At 72.8% G+C, this 16,704-nt stretch carries 17 protein-coding genes; 12 read left to right on the forward strand and 5 right to left on the reverse strand.

Going from position 1 to position 16,704, the window contains the following annotated elements; all coding sequences use genetic code 11:
- Positions 1 to 36 precede the first annotated feature (36 nt).
- The 4 genes from FHS22_RS24640 to FHS22_RS38335 form a co-directional block, all read right to left on the reverse strand.
- A complete protein-coding gene (locus tag FHS22_RS24640; RefSeq protein ID WP_184945270.1) occupies positions 37 to 237 on the reverse strand; it encodes a DUF4236 domain-containing protein in 201 nt (66 codons plus the stop codon).
- A 66-nt stretch (positions 238 to 303) separates the two neighbouring features.
- The gene (locus tag FHS22_RS24645) at positions 304 to 498 is read right to left on the reverse strand and encodes a DUF4236 domain-containing protein (protein ID WP_184945272.1); all 195 of its coding nucleotides are present in this window, start codon (positions 496 to 498) and stop codon (positions 304 to 306) included.
- 99 nt (positions 499 to 597) lie between these two features.
- Complete coding sequence (locus FHS22_RS38330) at positions 598 to 1,059, reverse strand: ferritin-like domain-containing protein (RefSeq protein ID WP_338047922.1); 462 nt, start codon at positions 1,057 to 1,059, stop codon at positions 598 to 600.
- 14 nt (positions 1,060 to 1,073) lie between these two features.
- Positions 1,074 to 1,562, reverse strand: a complete 489-nt coding sequence (locus FHS22_RS38335; RefSeq protein ID WP_260408235.1) for a hypothetical protein — start codon at positions 1,560 to 1,562, stop codon at positions 1,074 to 1,076.
- Between the two features lie 188 nt (positions 1,563 to 1,750).
- Here FHS22_RS38335 and rimP point away from each other — a divergent pair, with 188 nt between their 5' ends.
- From rimP to FHS22_RS24700, 10 genes are all read left to right on the forward strand, one after another.
- Positions 1,751 to 2,272, forward strand: coding sequence for a ribosome maturation factor RimP (gene rimP, locus FHS22_RS24655; protein ID WP_184945276.1), 522 nt, complete (start codon positions 1,751 to 1,753; stop codon positions 2,270 to 2,272).
- Between the two features lie 11 nt (positions 2,273 to 2,283).
- The gene (gene nusA, locus FHS22_RS24660) at positions 2,284 to 3,288 is read left to right on the forward strand and encodes a transcription termination factor NusA (RefSeq protein ID WP_184945277.1); all 1,005 of its coding nucleotides are present in this window, start codon (positions 2,284 to 2,286) and stop codon (positions 3,286 to 3,288) included.
- Positions 3,272 to 3,574 (forward strand): YlxR family protein, encoded by a 303-nt coding sequence (locus tag FHS22_RS24665; protein WP_184945278.1) that lies wholly within the window; start codon positions 3,272 to 3,274, stop codon positions 3,572 to 3,574. Before nusA ends, FHS22_RS24665 begins: the two co-directional genes overlap by 17 nt.
- A 142-nt stretch (positions 3,575 to 3,716) precedes the next feature.
- A complete protein-coding gene (gene infB / locus FHS22_RS24670) occupies positions 3,717 to 6,833 on the forward strand; it encodes a translation initiation factor IF-2 (protein WP_184945279.1) in 3,117 nt (1,038 codons plus the stop codon).
- Positions 6,834 to 6,908: 75 nt separating this feature from the next.
- Positions 6,909 to 7,208 carry a DUF503 domain-containing protein gene (locus FHS22_RS24675; protein ID WP_184945280.1) on the forward strand — a complete coding sequence of 100 codons (300 nt, stop codon included), beginning with the start codon at positions 6,909 to 6,911 and terminating at the stop codon, positions 7,206 to 7,208.
- Between the two features lie 67 nt (positions 7,209 to 7,275).
- A complete protein-coding gene (gene rbfA / locus FHS22_RS24680; RefSeq protein ID WP_184945281.1) occupies positions 7,276 to 7,764 on the forward strand; it encodes a 30S ribosome-binding factor RbfA in 489 nt (162 codons plus the stop codon).
- Positions 7,761 to 8,759, forward strand: a complete 999-nt coding sequence (locus FHS22_RS24685; RefSeq protein WP_184945282.1) for a DHH family phosphoesterase — start codon at positions 7,761 to 7,763, stop codon at positions 8,757 to 8,759. The genes rbfA and FHS22_RS24685 overlap by 4 nt, the downstream gene beginning before the upstream one ends.
- Before the next feature lie 56 nt (positions 8,760 to 8,815).
- Entirely contained in the window at positions 8,816 to 9,715 is a 900-nt protein-coding gene (gene truB / locus FHS22_RS24690) for a tRNA pseudouridine(55) synthase TruB (protein ID WP_184945283.1), read from the forward strand.
- A gap of 242 nt (positions 9,716 to 9,957) precedes the next feature.
- Positions 9,958 to 10,911, forward strand: a complete 954-nt coding sequence (locus FHS22_RS24695; protein WP_184945285.1) for a bifunctional riboflavin kinase/FAD synthetase — start codon at positions 9,958 to 9,960, stop codon at positions 10,909 to 10,911.
- Positions 10,912 to 11,398: 487 nt separating this feature from the next.
- Complete coding sequence (locus tag FHS22_RS24700; RefSeq protein ID WP_184945287.1) at positions 11,399 to 12,874, forward strand: AAA family ATPase; 1,476 nt, start codon at positions 11,399 to 11,401, stop codon at positions 12,872 to 12,874.
- 16 nt (positions 12,875 to 12,890) lie between these two features.
- Here FHS22_RS24700 and FHS22_RS24705 read toward each other — a convergent pair whose 3' ends face one another.
- Positions 12,891 to 13,523 carry a TetR/AcrR family transcriptional regulator gene (locus tag FHS22_RS24705; RefSeq protein WP_184945289.1) on the reverse strand — a complete coding sequence of 211 codons (633 nt, stop codon included), beginning with the start codon at positions 13,521 to 13,523 and terminating at the stop codon, positions 12,891 to 12,893.
- Between the two features lie 123 nt (positions 13,524 to 13,646).
- Here FHS22_RS24705 and FHS22_RS37420 point away from each other — a divergent pair, with 123 nt between their 5' ends.
- Together FHS22_RS37420 and FHS22_RS37425 are read left to right on the forward strand one after the other, a co-directional pair.
- A complete protein-coding gene (locus FHS22_RS37420; protein ID WP_221474045.1) occupies positions 13,647 to 15,029 on the forward strand; it encodes an APC family permease in 1,383 nt (460 codons plus the stop codon).
- Positions 15,026 to 16,642, forward strand: coding sequence for an amidohydrolase (locus FHS22_RS37425; protein WP_221474046.1), 1,617 nt, complete (start codon positions 15,026 to 15,028; stop codon positions 16,640 to 16,642). The genes FHS22_RS37420 and FHS22_RS37425 overlap by 4 nt, the downstream gene beginning before the upstream one ends.
- Positions 16,643 to 16,704 lie beyond the last annotated feature (62 nt).

The raw sequence follows: 16,704 nt of genomic DNA on the forward strand, positions 1-16,704 counted from the left end.
TGCGGGGCGGTCGCACGGGGCCCGTCTCGCGTGCGGTCAGCGGTGGTAGCGCGAGCGTTTGCCGACGGCCTTGCTCAGGTGGAGGCCGCCGGGCAGGTTCACGGTCACGTACGTGCGGCCGTCCGGGGCCCGGGACACGTGGAACCGCCGGTTGCCGAAGCTCTGCCCGACCCCGTGCCGGGAGAGGTTCAGCCGGAACGGGCCCAGCTTGATCGACTTTCTGTAACTCCAGCCCATGGCGTCCCCCCGGGGAGTCTCGGTCCGTCATCCGGAGAACGGCCGGCGCCCGCGGATGGTTCCAGGTCAGCGCCGGGAGCCGCTGCCCAGGGTCTTGCGCCAGTGGAAGCCGCCCGGCAGGTTGACGCTCAGTGTCCGGCGGCCGTCGGCCGTTCTGGTCACCCGGAAGGCCCGGTTGCCCCAGCTGTGCCCGACGCCGCCCCGCGAGAGGTTCAGCCGGAACGGGCCCAGTTTGATCGACTTTCTATATCCCCAGCCCATGTGATGCTCCCTTGGTGGATTCCGGGTACTTCACCTACCCGTCAGCACCGGTGCAAACGTTGGCAAAATCCACCAGGCGGATACGAAACCACCAGCCGGTCAGGACGAGGGAGCCGGTGTCGGCGTCGGCGCGCCCGCCTCGGGCGCGCCGACCGCGGGCATGCCGGGGAAGGCCTCGATCGCCGGGCGCAGGCCGTACGAGCGGGTGGTGCACTCCTGCATGGTCAGCGCGGCCATCCGGCGCAGGGCCGCGTCCTCGGAGGCGGCCAGCTCCAGGTAGGCCGCGGTCACCCCCTGCTCGACGAGCACCGCCAGCTCCACGGCCTGTGCCGCGGTGGACGGGACGACCGGGAGATCGTAGACGGCGCCGGGTTCGGCGGGGGTGCCGCCCCGGCCGGCGATCAGGGCGCGGAGCCGGTCGCGGCGGGCGCGGTGGGCGTTGAAGGCGTTCGTCGCGGTGGTCCGCAGCCTCCCCGTGGTCCGGGCGGCGATGACCCCGTAGGCGTAGACGGCGGCGTGTTCGGCGGACAGGGCCGTGCCGAGCCCCTGGTCGGACGTCACAGCGCCCCCGGTCGTCACAGGGCCCTCGACAGGGCCAGCGCGTGGGCGGCCTCGCAGGCGCCGATGGAGGCGAGCAGCTGGGCCAGGGCGGGGGAGGTCTCCGCGAGCTGCCGGGCGCGGAGCGCGGCGGCCTTCCTCTCGAGGTCGCGCAGCGCTCGCAGGGAGACCTTCGGTTCCGGGTCCGGCGAGGCGCCGGGCGAGGCGGGGGCGGAGGGGCTCGCGGAAGGGGACGCGGGCGGTTCCGGCGGCAGGCGCCGGCGGAGTTCGGAGAGGTGGGCCTCGTGCCGCCGCCGGAAGGGGACGAGCTTGTCCGAGGCCGCCGAGGCGTAGAGCGCGATCGTCCGCTCCTTCTCCTCGATGAGCCCCCTGAGCAGCACCGTCTCCGGGTCGGGGGGCGCGGCCGCGGGAGGCTCGGGCTCCTCGGCGGCGCACCCCGCGGTCATCGCGGCGGCCACTCCGAGGGCGCCGCCTCCCAGCAGGGCGCGCCGCGAGAGGGAACGCACGGACGACCTCCGGTCTAGGGTGGGCTGCTGACGCATCTAGCATCGTACGGGCTCAGAATGACAGTCACCGCGCTTCTCGGACGGCCCCGCCACACCGAGTGGCGCTCTTTCTACGCCCTGGTGTGGATAGGCTGGTGAATCGCGCGGGCGATGGACGCCCGCGCGGATCGTGACAATGGGAGGTCGGCATGGGCAGCGTCACACCCCGCGACCGCCTGATGAAGCTTCTGGAACCAGTCGTCGGGGCCGAAGGGCTCGACCTGGAGGACGTCACGGTCACCCCGGCGGGCAAGCGGCGGTTGCTGCGCGTCGTCGTCGACCGCGACGGCGGCGTGAGCCTGGACGACATCGCCGAGGTCAGCCTCGCCGTCTCAGCGGCGCTGGACACCGGTGACGCGATGGGCTCCGCGCCGTACGTGCTGGAGGTCTCCTCTCCCGGGGTCGACCGCCCGCTCACCGAGCCGCGCCACTGGCGGCGTGCGGTGAAGCGGCTGGTCAAGGCCGACCTGCGGGACGGCACCTCCGTGGAGGGCCGGATCGTCGCCACCGACGAGACCGGCGTGGAGCTGGACGTCGAAGGCGTGCCGCACCGCGTCGACTATCAGGACCTGGCCCGAGGACGGGTGCAGGTGGAATTCCGCCGGTTCGATGAGGCCGACGACGACGGCGACGACGCCGGAGACGACGGCGACGACGGCGACGAGGGCTAAGGGGGAGCCTCGTGGACATCGACATGAGCGTCCTGCGCAGCCTGGAGCGGGAGAAGGACATCTCCTTCGACCTGGTCGTCAAGGCGATCGAGGACGCGCTGCTGATCGCGTATTTCCGGACGGAGGGCGCGGCGGCCAAGGCGCGCGCCGAGCTCGACCGGAGCACCGGGCACGTGACCATCTACGCGGCCGAGATCGGTGACGGCGGTGAGGTGCTCAGGGAGTTCGACGACACGCCGGGCAACTTCAGCCGCATCGCCGCGACCACGGCCAAGCAGGTCATCCTGCAGCAGCTCAGGGACGCCGAGGACGAGATCAACTTCGGCGAGTTCGCCAGCCGTGAGGGCGAGCTCGTCGCCGGGGTCATCCAGCAGGGCAAGGACCCCCGGGTCGTCCTGGTGGACCTGGGCAAGATCGAGGCCGTGCTCCCGCACAACGAGCAGGTCCCCGGCGAGGAGTACGTCCACGGAGAGCGGATCCGCTGCTACGTGGTCCAGGTCAAGAAGGGGCACAAGGGCCCGTCGGTGACCCTGTCGCGGACCCACCCCGGCCTGGTGAAGAAGCTCTTCGCCCTGGAGGTGCCGGAGATCGGCGACGGCACGGTCGAGATCGCGGCGGTCGCCCGCGAGGCCGGCCACCGAACCAAGATCGCGGTCCGCTCCCGCCGTCCGGGGGTCAACGCCAAGGGCGCCTGCATCGGCCCGATGGGCTCGCGGGTGCGCAACGTGATGACCGAGCTGCACGGCGAGAAGATCGACATCATCGACTGGTCGGAGGACCCTGCGGAGTTCGTGGGCAACGCCCTGTCGCCCGCCCGCGTCTCCAGCGTCGAGGTGATCGACGCGGGTGGCCGGGCCGCCCGCGTGGTCGTGCCGGACTACCAGCTCTCCCTCGCCATCGGCAAGGAGGGGCAGAACGCCCGGCTGGCCGCGCGGCTCACCGGCTGGCGCATCGACATCCGCTCCGACGCCCAGGCGGGGGACGCGGCCGGTTCCGCAGATGCATCCACACGGTAAGCTGGAATATGGTGGCCAGGCCGCCCCACTGAGAACATGTGTGGGCTGCCGGGTTCGCACGGTTTCCTCCGAGCTGCTCCGCCTGGTGGTTGTCGAGGGCGTCATAGTCCCCGACCTGCGACGACGGCTCCCAGGACGTGGTGCTTCACTGCATCCCGTCCTGAGCTGTCTCGAGCTCGCCGAGCGCCGCCGAGCGTTCCCGCGCGCGTTTCGCGTCGCGGGGCCGCTCGATCTGTCGCGAGTGCGGGACCACTTGGAAGAGCTGCAGGCTGAAAGGATCGGGTGAAATGGTTGCCAACTGTCATGTAGGACGCCGAGTCGATGGGCTGGTCAGATAGCTATGAGCGCCTGATGAGCATGCGGCGATGAGTACGTTCACGTAACGACGGTCCGGCGGCACAGCCTCCCGGGCCGAGTAAGGGAGTGCAGTGGCGAAGGTCCGGGTATACGAGCTCGCCAAGGAGTTCGGTGTGGAGAGCAAGGTCGTCATGGCCAAGCTCCAGGAGATGGGCGAGTTCGTGCGTTCGGCGTCCTCGACTATCGAAGCACCGGTAGTGCGCAGGCTCACGGAAGCTTTGGGCGGGCCCACCAAGGGCTCGTCCGACAAGGGCGGCAACAGGACGCCCAGGCCGCCCCAGGCGGCCCCCCGGCCGGCTGACAGCCAGGCCGGCGGCGGCGCTCAGGCGCCCGCAGCCCCGCGTCCGGGGCCGGCTCCCAAGCCGGGTCCGCGACCGGGTCCGGCTCCGCGTCCCGCGGCCCCCGCGCCGCAGGCCCCGCAGCCCCAGCAGATCCAGCAGCAGCCTCCCGCGCAGCAGCAGCCGTCTCCGGTGCAGCCGCCGCGCTTCGAGGCTCCCCGCACCGAGACCCCGCGTCCGGCCGGCCCCGGCCCCAAGCCGGGTCCGCGGCCCAGTCCGCGTCCGGCCCCGGGCGGGCGTCCCGAGGCCGCGCGTCCCGAAGGCCGTCCCGCCGGTGGTCCCGGCGGAGGGCCCTCGGCGCCGCGTACCGGCGCCGGCGCCGGCGGGGCGAAGCCCGGCCCCAGGCCGGGCCCGCGCGGTCCGCGTCCGGGCAACAACCCGTTCTCCTCGAACGCCAGCGGCATGGGCCAGGCCCGTCCGCCGCGTCCGGGCGGTCCCGGCGGTCCCGGTGACCGCGGCCCCCGTCCGGGTCCCCGTGAGGACCGCGGCCCGCGTGAGGACCGCGCTCCCCGCGAGGGCGCAGCCGGTCCGCGTCCCGGTGGTCCGCGTCCCGGCCCGCCCGGTGCGGCCGGTCCGCGCCCGGGTCCCGGTGCCGGCGGTCCGCGTCCCGGTGGCGGCGGCGGTGTCGCCGGTCCGCGTCCCGGCGGTCCGCGTCCCAGCCCGATGATGATGCCCCAGGGCCGTCCCGCCGGTCCCGGCGGCGGCGGTGCGGGCCGTCCCGGCGGTCCCGGCCGTCCCGGCGGCGGCGGTGCGGGCCGTCCCGGCGGCGGTGGCCGTCCGGGTGGCGGCGGCTTCGCCGGCCGTCCCGGCGGCGGCGGTGGCGGTGCGGGCCGTCCCGGAACCGGGACCGGCGGTCCCGGTGGCGGTGGCGGCGGCTTCGCCGGCCGTCCCGGCGGCGGTGGCGGCCGTGGCCGCGGCGGCGGCACGGCGGGCGCGTTCGGCCGTCCGGGCGGACGCCCGGCCCGCGGTCGCAAGTCCAAGCGCCAGAGGCGCCAGGAGTTCGACAACATGCAGGCCCCGGCGATCGGCGGCGTGCAGGCTCCCCGCGGCGGCGGTCAGACGATCCGCCTGTCGCGCGGCGCCTCCCTGGCGGACTTCGCCGACAAGATCGGCGCCAACCCCGCGTCGCTGGTGCAGATCATGCTGCACCTCGGCGAGATGGTGACCGCCACGCAGTCGGTCAACGAGGAGACGCTGCAGCTCCTCGCCGCCGAGCTCGACTACAACCTGCTCGTGGTCAGCCCGGAGGAGGAGGACCGCGAGCTGCTCGAGTCCTTCGACATCGAGTTCGGCGAGGACGAGGGCGACGACGCCGACCTGGCCGCGCGCCCGCCGGTCGTCACCGTCATGGGTCACGTCGACCACGGTAAGACCAGGCTCCTCGACGCCATCCGCAAGACCAACGTGGTGGCGCGCGAGGCCGGCGGCATCACCCAGCACATCGGTGCCTACCAGATCGCCACCGAGCACGAGGGCGAGCAGCGGCGGATCACCTTCATCGACACCCCGGGTCACGAGGCGTTCACCGCCATGCGAGCCCGCGGTGCCAAGGTCACCGACATCGCCATCCTGGTGGTCGCGGCCGACGACGGTGTGAAGCCGCAGACCATCGAGGCGCTGAACCACGCCCAGGCGGCGGACGTGCCGATCGTGGTCGCGGTCAACAAGATCGACAAGGAGGGCGCCGACCCGAACAAGGTCCGGGCCCAGCTCACCGAGTACGGCCTCGTCGCCGAGGAGTACGGCGGCAGCACGCTGTTCGTCGACATCTCCGCCAAGAACGACATCGGCATCGAGAGCCTGCTCGAGGCGGTCCTGCTCACCGCGGACGCCGAGCTCGACCTGCGGGCGAACCCGACGATGGACGCCCAGGGCGTCGCCATCGAGGCCCACCTCGACAAGGGCCGCGGCCCGGTGGCGACCGTGCTGGTCCAGCGCGGCACGCTCCGCGTCGGCGACTCGATCGTCTGCGGCGAGGCCTTCGGCCGCGTCCGGGCGATGCTGGACGACAACGGCGAGTCGATCGAAGAGGCCGACCCGTCGCGTCCGGTGCTGGTCCTCGGCCTGACCGCGGTGCCCGGCGCCGGTGACAACTTCATCGTCGTCACCGACGACCGGATGGCGCGCCAGATCGCCCAGCAGCGGGCCGCCCGCAAGCGCATCGCGGACATGGCCAGGTCCGGCCGGCGCCGCACCCTCGAAGAGCTCTTCAGCGAGATGGAGAAGGGCCAGATCGACGAGCTCAAGCTCATCATCAAGGGTGACGTCTCCGGTTCGGTCGAGGCCCTGGAGGACGCGCTGCTCAAGATCGACGTCGGCGAGGAGGTGCGCCTCCGGGTGCTCCACCGCGCGGTCGGTGCCATCACCGAGTACGACGTCAACCTGGCGATGGCCGACGACAACGCCGTCATCATCGGCTTCAACGTGCGTCCCGAGGTCCGGGCGCGCGACCTGGCCGAGCGCGAGGGCGTCGACATCCGCTACTACTCGGTCATCTACCAGGCGATCGAGGAGATCGAGGCGGCCCTCAAGGGCATGCTCAAGCCCGAGTTCGAAGAGGTCCAGATGGGCACCGCCGAAGTCCGCGAGGTCTTCAAGGTGCCGAAGATCGGCAACATCGCCGGTGCGCTGGTCCGCTCGGGCGTGATCGTCCGCAACAGCAAGGCGCGGATCATCCGAGGCGGTGTCGTGATCTCCGACAACCTCACCGTCTCGTCGCTGCGCCGGTTCAAGGACGACGCGACCGAGGTCCGCGAGGGCTACGAGTGCGGTATCGGTGTCGGCTACAGCGACATCAAGATCGACGACGTCATCGAGACGTTCGAGATGCGGGAGAAGCCGCGCGTCTGATGCCCGCTCCCGTCCCGCGCCGGTACGCACGCCGTACCGGCGCGGGGCGGGGGAGGCACGCGTGGTGAACTCACGATGTACGTAGGTGCTCTGACACTGGACATCCTGCTCGGCGACGTCCACTCGCTGAAGCAGAAGCGCTCCGTGGTGCGTCCCATCATCGCCGAGGTGCAGCGGCGGTTCCCCGGTGTGGCCGTCGCCGAGACCGGCCACCTGGACCTGCACCGCCGTACGGAGATCGGGATCGCGGTCGTCTCCGCCACCGCGGCCAACTGCGGCGGCGTGCTGGACGACTGCGAGCGCCTGGTCGCCGGACGGCCGGAGATCGAGCTGCTCTCGGCCAGGCAGCGGCTCTACAACGAGGACGAAGACTAGTTACGGACGGCCGGGCGCGGAGGCGCACTCCGCGTGCCCGGCCGTCGGCGAGAAGGGGGAGGCGACGATGGACGCCGCACGCGCCAGCAAGATCGCTGACCGGATCCAGCAGATCGTGGCCGAGTTGCTGAAGCGCCGGATCAAGGATCCGAGGCTGGGCTTCGTGACCGTGACGGACGCGCGCATCACCCCGGACCTCAGCGACGCCACGGTGTTCTACACCGTGTTCGGCTCCGAGGCCGAGCGGGCCGACTCCGCCGCGGCGCTGGAGAGCGCCAAGGGGCTCATCCGCTCGGAGGTGGGCCGCCAGACCGGCCTGCGCCACACGCCGACGCTGACGTTCACCCACGACCCGCTCCCGGACAGCGCCCGTCACCTCGACGACCTGCTCGCCGAGGCCAGGGCGCGGGACGCGGAGATCGCCAGGCGGGCGGAGAACGCCCAGTACGCCGGCGAGGCCGACCCGTACCGGAAGCCCGACGAAGACGGCGAGGACGACGAATCCGAGGAAAACGCGGACGAGCCGTCAGGCCGCGCGGGACACTCGGCACCGTGACCTCCGACGCGCGTGATGGCGGTCCGGTGCCGGACCTCGAGTGGGACCGGGCCGTCGAACTGATCTCGTCCGCCGACGAGATCGCCCTGGCCTGCCACATCGCGCCGGACGGCGACGCCCTCGGTTCGATGCTGGCGGCCGGGAGCGCGCTGCGCGCCGCGGGCAAGCGGGTGGCGGCCTCCTTCGGCGACCGCAGGTTCGAGGTCCCCCGGCTGCTGCGCTTCCTGCCCGGCCAGGAACTCCTGGTCGAGCCCGCCGCCTACCCGGCCGCGCCCGAGCTGATGATCACTTTCGACGCGGCCGTCGCCGACCGGCTCGGCCTGCTGGCCGCGAACGCCGGCAAGGCCCGCGAGCTGATCGTGGTGGACCACCACCCGTCCAACCCCGGCTTCGGCACGCTCAACCTGGTCGACCCCGCAGCGCCCTCCACCACCGCGCTCGTCGAGGAACTGCTGCGCAGGCTCGGCCTGCCGATCGACGAGACCGTCGCCACCTGCCTCTACACCGGCCTGGTGACCGACACCGGCTCCTTCCGGCACGCCTCGGCCACCCCGGCGGCGCACCTCATGGCCGCCCGGCTGGTGGCCGCGGGAGTGGATCCGGCGGAGACCGCCCGGCGCCTGTGGGACAGCGCCCCGTTCGGCTACCTGCGCATCCTCGGCGCCGTGCTCGGCCGGGTCGCGCTGGAGCCCGGGGTGGGCGCGGGCCTGGTCTGGACGTTCGTCACCCGTGCCGACCGGGCCGCGTACGGCCTGCCGTACGACGCGGTCGAGGGGATCATCGACGTGGTCCGGCGCGCCGACGAGGCGGACGTGGCCGTGGTCCTCAAGGAGGACGACGACGGCGCCTGGCAGGTCTCCACCCGATCCCGGGGCGGCACGGACGTCGCGCGCCTCTGCGCGGAGCTGGGCGGCGGCGGGCACGCCCGGGCCGCCGGCTTCACCTCCCGCCTGCCCGTCGAGGAGACGATGGCGCGCCTGCGCGCGCTCCTGTAGGAGAACCCCCGCGGCCCGCCCGCCGCGGCCGGGACCCGCACGCTCAAGGAGATTCGATGAGTACGGCTCGCGCCAAGCGAACCCCGCCGCCGAGCGGGCTGATCATCGTGGACAAGCCCGCCGAGTGGACCTCGCACGACGTCGTCGGCAAGCTCCGCGGCATCGCGGGCACCCGCAGGGTCGGCCACGCCGGGACCCTGGATCCGATGGCCACCGGCGTGCTGGTGGTCGGCGTGGAGAAGGCCACCCGCCTGCTGGGGCACCTGGCGCTCACCGAGAAGGGCTACGACGCCACGATCCGGCTCGGCCGATCCACCAACACCGACGACGCCGAGGGCGAGATCACCGCGGAGGCGTCGGCGGCCGGGGTGGCGGAGGAGGCCGTCCGGGCCGGCGTCGCGGCGCTGACCGGCCGGATCATGCAGGTCCCGCCGCAGGTGAGCGCCATCAAGGTGAACGGCGAGCGGGCCTACAAGCGGGCCAGGGCGGGGGAGGAGGTCGCGCTCCAGGCGCGCCCGGTGACGGTCTCCGGCTTCGAGGTCACCGCGATCCGCCGGGAGGGCGACCTGCTCGACGTCGACGCCTCGGTGACCTGCTCCAGCGGGACCTACATCCGGGCGCTCGCCCGGGACCTCGGCGCGGCCCTCGGCACCGGCGGGCACTTGACCTTCCTGCGCCGCACCCGGGTCGGCCCCTACGACCTGTCGATGGCGCGCACGATCGAGGAACTCGGCCGGGAGTGCGCGATCCTGCCCATGGCCGAGGCCGTGGCGGCGGCGTTCCCGCGCCGCGACGTGACCGCCGAGGAGGCGGGCACGGTGGCGCACGGCGGGCGGCTGCCCGCCGCGGGACTGGGGAAGGGGCCGATCGGGGTGTTCGCCCCGGACGGCACACTGGTCGCGCTGGTCGAGGAGCACGGCAGGATCGCCAGATCCCTGGCCGTCTTCACCGGCTGACCCGGAGCCCGGGGGTCCGCTCCTGCCGGGGCCGGGAGGCCCGGCGGGCCCGGCAGGAGACCCGCTCCCCGCCCGGACGGGGAGGCCCCGGGTCCGGGGAACCGCACCCGGGAGATCCGTTCCCTGCCTGGCCAGGGGCGTCCGGCGGGCCCGGCGCCCGGCAACGGCCTCCCCGATTGGGGAAAGGCGCGGGGAGCATGGCAGGCTTTAGGGGTCGATCCGTCACGAGGGAAGAGGCTGCGGTGCGAGGCTGGCACGGATTGCAGGACGTGCCCGAGGACTGGGGCAGGTCCGTCATCACGATCGGCGTCTTCGACGGCGTGCACACCGGTCACCAGCAGATGGTGGCCCGCGCCGTCGCGATGGCCGGCCGGCTCGGGCTGCCCTCGGTGGTCGTGACGTTCGATCCCCACCCGGACGAGGTGGTCCGGCCGGGCACGCACCCGCCCCGGCTGACCACGGCCAGGCACCGCACCGAGCTGCTGGCCGCGCTGGGCGTGGACGCGGTCTGCGTGCTCCCGTTCACGCTGGAGTTCTCCCGGATGAGCCCGGACGAGTTCGTGCAGACCGTGCTGGTCGACCGGTTGCACGCGGCGGGGGTCGTGGTGGGGGAGAACTTCCGCTTCGGCCACAAGGCCTCCGGCGACGTCGAGACGCTGCGGACCCTGGGGGAGAAGTACGACTTCGAGGCCGAGGGGGTGCCCCTGGTGAGCAACGGGGAGGCCATCTCCTCCACCCGGATCCGCGAGCGGCTCGCCGCGGGGGACATCGAGGCGGTCACCGCCGCGCTGGGCCGTCCGCACCGGGTGGAGGGCGTGGTGGTCCGCGGCTACCAGCGCGGGCGCCAGCTGGGCTTCCCGACCGCCAACGTCGAGTCGCCGGAGTTCACCGCGATCCCCGCCGACGGGGTCTACGCCGGGTGGCTGCGGTGCATCCCGACAGGGAACCTGCCGGCCGTCTACGAGGGCGAGCGCTGGCCGGCCGCGATCTCCGTGGGCACCAACCCGACCTTCGAGGGCGTGCCCCGCACCGTCGAGGCCTACGCGCTCGACCGCGACGACCTGGAACTGTACGGCGCGCACGTGGCCGTCGAGTTCGGCCACCGGCTCCGCGGCAACACGAGGTTCGACTCGATCGAGGCGCTGGTCGAGCAGATCAACGCCGACGTCGACGAGACCCGCCGCCTCACCTCCTGACCCGGCCGGTCCGGAGGGCGGAGCCCGGAGCCTCTGCGGATCTCCGGAGCCCGTCCGATCCAGGACAGGGGCGTCCTCGCGGGGGCACGGGAGCCCCGTCGGCCAGCGGTTCCGCGGCCGCCAGCGAGCACACGCCCACGCTCGCCCGCGCCCGCGCCCGCACCGGCAGGCGAGCCGACAGCACGCCCTCCGGCCCTTCGTACGACACTCCCTCGGCCAGTCCGTCCCGGCCTCCGAGGGCCGCCCAGGCGTGGAGGGTCGCCGCGTCGTCTCCGTACATCATCCGGCCAGTCTGCCCGAGCCCTCGGGACGCCGGCGGCGGGGGCGGCACATCGCTGTTTCACTGGATCGACGCCTCGGGGGCCAACCGGGCGTTCCAGGGCGTCGCTCCTTGGAAGCTTGTGTCGCCCGCCCGGAGCGATTCCCCTTCCCAGAGATGTAATTCCAGTTACCATAACTTGCGTTACTATTCCTGGAGGTGGGTTGCTTGCAGGCATGGACCAAGCCGGACCTGCTCTTCGACCGGGAGACCGAGTGGGAGGATCTGGTGGAGTTCGCCGGGAACCCGGCCTCCGGTGCGACGCTGGCCTTGGTCTACGGCCGCAGACGTCAGGGTAAGACCCTGCTGCTCGAACTGCTCACCGAGGCCGCCGGTGGATTCATGTTCACCGGCCTTCAGCAGTCCGACACACAGAACCGGGCGGATCTCGCCACCGCGTACGCGCGCCACACCGGGCTTCCGGGTGCCGCCTTCGGCGACTGGCGGGAAGCCGTCGATGCGCTGCTCCGGCTCGGGGAGGGCAGGGACCAGCCGGTCACGGTCGTGCTGGACGAGTTCTCCTACCTGCTGGAGGCGGCCCCTCCGCTGGCCTCGATCGTCCAGAACGCGCTCAGCCCGCGCAGCCACGCCAAGACCCGGACGCGGACGCGGCTGATCCTGTGCGGGAGCGCGATCACCACGATGCGGGGGCTGCTGGGCGGCAGCGCCCCGCTCAGGGGCCGGGCGACCCTCGAACTCATGGTCGATCCCCTGGGATACCGGGACGCGGCCGAGTTCTGGGGGGTGGCGCATGACCCCGAGCTGGCCTTCCGGCTGCACGCTCTGGTCGGCGGTACCCCCGCCTACCGGGAGATGTCTTTCGACGCGCCGATGAGCGCGGCCGACTTCGACGGCTGGGTCGCCCGCCGGCTGCTCCGTCCGGCGAGTGCGATGTTCCGTGAGGGCGATGTCCTGCTCCATGAGGAGCCGGGCCTCGGTGATCCCGCGCTGCATTACGCGGTGCTCGCCGCGATCAGCAGGGGAGCGCACAAGAGGGGTGAGATCGCGACCGTTCTCGGCCGGCCCGACAGCGCGCTGACCTACCCGCTGCTCATGCTGGAGCACACCCTCCTGATCGAGCGGCTCGACGACGCCTTCCGGCAGAAGCGGCCCGTCTACCGGATCGCGGAGCCGCTCATCCGCTTTCACCAGCTCGTCATCCGCCCGAACGAAGGCCGTCTGGTCATGCGGGCGGAGAAGCAGGTATGGGCGGAGGCCGCCGACGCGGTCAGCTCATTGATCTACGGCCCGCACCTGGAGGACCTGGCCCGCAGGTGGTGCATGGAGCACGCGTCGAAGGAGACCCTCGGAGGCGTCGCCGGTCAGGTGATGCCCGCCGTACTGGCCTGCAGAAAGGAACGGTCGTCGCACGAGCTGGACGTGGTGGCGATCGAGGCGCGGCTGTCCGCCGCCGATCGGGTGACCGCCATCGGAGAGGTCAAGGCGACCGCCGTGCCGATGGACACGGGTGCGGTGGAGCGGCTTGAGCACATCCGCGGGCTCCTGGATCCGGGAAAGGTCGACGGGCCGCCCAAGCTGCTGCTGTTCTCCCGCTCCGGCTTCACCCGGGGACTGCGCGATCTCGCGAAGGCCCGGGACGACGTCGAGCTGATCGACCTGGACCGTCTCTACCGAGGAGACTGAGCACGTCCGACGGGGGTCAGCCCGCGGCGGGCGCGGGCGGGACGAGGGCCTGGCGGGCGTAGTCCATCGCGTGGGCGAGCGAGCTCTCCCGGGTCACGCCGGGCACGCCGATCACGAGCTGGGTGCTGAAGCCGTCCAGCATCGCGCGCAGCCGTACCGAGAAGCTCTCCAGGTCCACGGGGACGGCGAACTCGCCACCGCGTGCGCCCTGCTCCAGCAGGGCGACCAGGTCGCGGTGCCAGACCAGGTCGAGCTCCAGCTGGGTGTCGCGCAGCTCGGGCACCGCGAGCGTGCGGCCCCACACGTGGACCCAGAGCAGCCAGCGCGGGTCGGCCGCGCCTTCGGGCAGGTAGAGCTCCACGAAGGCGGGCAGCCGCTCCAGCGCGCTCCCGCCGGCCGCCAGCAGCGCCGCCCGGCCGGGGACGTGCTTCTCCTCGCTCCAGCGCAGCGTTTCCAGCAGGACCTGGTCCTTGCTGCCGAAGTAGTACAGGACGTGACCGCCGCTGGTGCCCAGCCGGCGGGCGAGCTCGGCCATCGTCATCTCGGCCGGGCCGTACTCGGCGATCGCCTCCATGGCGGCTTCGAGCATCTGCTCGCGCGGGCGCTCCAGCCGCCGCCGGACCGTACCGCGCGCCTGACCCCGTGCCATGTCGCCTCGTTCCGGTAACAGGTCGTCAAAGCCCACTTGACGCACGACTCTACGACAGTGCATTTTGAATGGCATTCAAAACTTTGAACGTCATTCAAAATGATCGTCGTGTGAGGAGCTCCCGTGCTCGACCAGACCGCTCTCACGCCGCAAGCGGCTCCATCCCTGCCCCGCGTGCTCGGCCTGTTCGGCGCGGTCATGCTCACCCTGTCGTGTATCACGCCCACCTCGTCGCTGTTCATCATCGTTCCCGAGGTGCTGGCCGGGCAGGGGAGCGGCGCGGTGCTCGCACTGGCCGCGGGCCTGGTGGTCTCGGCCGGTATCGCGTTCTGCTACGCCGAGCTGGGCACGCTCGCGCCGAGCTCCGGCGGCGAGTACGCCATGGTGACCACGGTGCTCGGCCGGTTCGCCGGCTGGATCACCTTCGGGCTCTCGGCCTCCCTCCTGGTCGTCATCCCGCCGATCATCGCGCTGGGCACCGCCGACTACCTGGCGGACCTGTTCACCGTGGACCGCGCGCTCGCCGGAGCGGTCGTCATGCTGCTGGCCACGCTGTTCGCCGTGCTCGACGTCCGCTCCAACGCCTTCATCACCGGCATCTTCCTCGCCATCGAGATCATCGCCGCCGCCGTGGTCGCCGGCTTCGGCTTCCTCAACTCCCAGCGCGACGTGTCGGTGCTGGTCTCCCCGGTGGTGCCCGACGGGCAGGGCGGGCTCTCGGCCTTCTCCCTGGGAATCCTGATGGCCGGGCTCACGGTCACGATGTTCTCCTTCAACGGCTTCGGCTCGGCCGTCTACCTCACCGAGGAGATCAAGGACCCGCGCCGCAACGTCCCCCGGACCGTCTTCTGGGCGCTCGGCCTGGCCGGAGCGATCATCATCATCCCCACGGCCGCCGCGGTGCTCGGCGTCGGCTCGCTCGACGACCTGGTCAACGGGACCTTCCCCGACTACGTGCGGGCCTGGACCAGCCCCGGCTTCGCCGCCGTGATCAACCTGGGCATCGCGATCGCGATCCTCAACGCGGTGCTGGTCATGGCGCTGCAGAACGGCCGCGTCATCTTCGCCTCCGGCCGCGACCGCGCCTGGCCCGAGCCGGTCAACCGGGCCCTCACCAGGCTCCACCCCAGGTGGGGCTCGCCCTGGGTGAGCACCCTGGCCATCGGTCTGCCCGGCGCGCTGATGGCGGCCCTGTTCGACATCGAGGGCCTGCTCGGCGTCACCTCGGTCATCCTGACGCTGGTCTCCCTCGTCATCGCGGTCGCCGCCCTGCGCGCCCGCGCCGGCGGCTACCGCAGGGCCGCCGCCTGGCGGATGCCGCTCTGGCCGGTCGTCCCGGTCGCGGTGATCGCCGCCCTGCTCTACGCCCTGGCCGAGCAGGAGCTGAAGGACCTGGCCATCGCCGGCGCCATCGTCGCGATCTGCGCGGCCTACTACCTCTTCTACCTGCGGCCCCGTACGGCGAGCCGCTGGGTCGTGGCGACCCCGGAGGACGAGGCCGCGTGAACGACCTGGTGGTGCGCAACGCCCGCATCCACACCGTGGACCCCGCGCTCCCGCGGGCGCAGGCGCTGGCGGTGAAGGACGGGCGGATCACCTGGGTCGGCGACGACGCCTCCCGCCCGGAGGCCGCGGAGGTGGTCGACGCGGGCGGGCGGCTGGTCCTGCCCGGGTTCGTGGACGCCCACAACCACGTGCGGCTCGGCTCGGACGCGGCGTGCGTCCAGCTCGCCGGGGCGGGCTCCCTGGCGGAGATCGGGCGGCGGATCGCCGCCTGGCGGGCGGCCAACCCGGACGCCCGGTGGATCGAGTGCGAGGGCTTCGAGTACTCCGCGATCCCCGGCGGCCGGATGCCGCGCGCCGCCGACCTGGACCCGCTCACCGGGGGCCTGCCCGCCTTCGTGTTCGGGTACGACGTGCACACCATGTGGCTGAACACGGCCGGCCTGCGCGAGCTGGGCATCGACCGCGACCGCACCGACCTGCCGTACGGCGTGGCCGAGACGGACGAGGCGGGCGAGCCGACCGGGTTCGTCACCGAGTTCGCGGTGCGCGGGCTCTCCCGGGACGGGCAGCGCGCCCTGGCGGAGCTGGGCGTGCCGTGGGCGAGCGCCGAGCGGCAGTATCCGAGGCTGCTGGCCAGCCTCGACATGGCCACCGGGTACGGCATCACCACGATCGTCGAGCCGCAGAACTCGCTGGACGACCTGGCGCTGTTCGAGCGGGCCCGGGCCGAGGGGCGGCTCCGGTCGAGGGTGATCGCGGCCCTGTTCCACCCCCGGGGGACGGGCCGGGCCGAGCTGGCGGAGTTCGCGGCGGCGGCCCGCGGCGGGGACGAGTGGCTGCGGGCCGGCCCGCTCAAGCTCTACATCGACGACGTGGTGGAGCCGCACACGGCGGCGCTGCTGGAGCCGTACTGCGGGCACGCGCACCGGGGGGAGACCTTCTACCCGCCGGAGGAGTTCGCGCGGCTGCTGGCCGAGCTGGACGCGGCGGGGTTCCAGGCGTTCGTGCACGCCACCGGGGACCGGGGCATCCGCACCGTGCTGGACGCCGTCGAGCACGCCCGGCGGGTGAACGGTCCCCGCGACGCCCGCCACCAGGTCGTCCACGTCGAGTGCCTCGACCCGGCGGACGTGCCGCGCTTCGCCGAACTGGGCGTCGTCGCCTGCATGCAGCCCCGGCACTGCTCGCCGGACATCGCCGGGCCCGGTCACGACTGGGCCGAGGCCGTGGGACCCGGCCGGTGGGCCAAGGCGTGGCCGATGCGCTCGCTGCACGAGGCGGGAGCCGTCCTGGCGTTCTCCAGCGACTGGAACGTGGCCGAGATGGACCCCATGATCGGCATCTACACCGCCGTCACCCGCAGGGGCCTGGCGGGCGGCCCCGCCTGGGTGCCGGAGGAGACCGTCGACCTGGAGACCGCGGTCCGTGCCTACACCCTGGGCTCGGCCCACGCCAACTTCTGCGACCACGACCGGGGCTCCCTGACCGCGGGCAAGCTCGCCGACCTGGTGATCCTCTCCGAGGACCTCTTCGGGATCCCGGTGGAGCGCATCCCGCACGTGCGCGCCGAGACCGTGATCGTGGACGGCCGGGTCGTCCACGAGGCGGGCTGACCGGCTCCTCCCGCGCTCCGGATCCGCGGCCCCGCCGGGCCGCGGCGTGTGCGGGGAGGGGA

Origin of the sequence: Thiemannella venezuelensis (assembly GCF_014203605.1) — a bacterium.
GTDB classification, from domain to species: Bacteria; Actinomycetota; Actinomycetes; order Streptosporangiales; family Streptosporangiaceae; genus Planomonospora_A; species Planomonospora_A venezuelensis.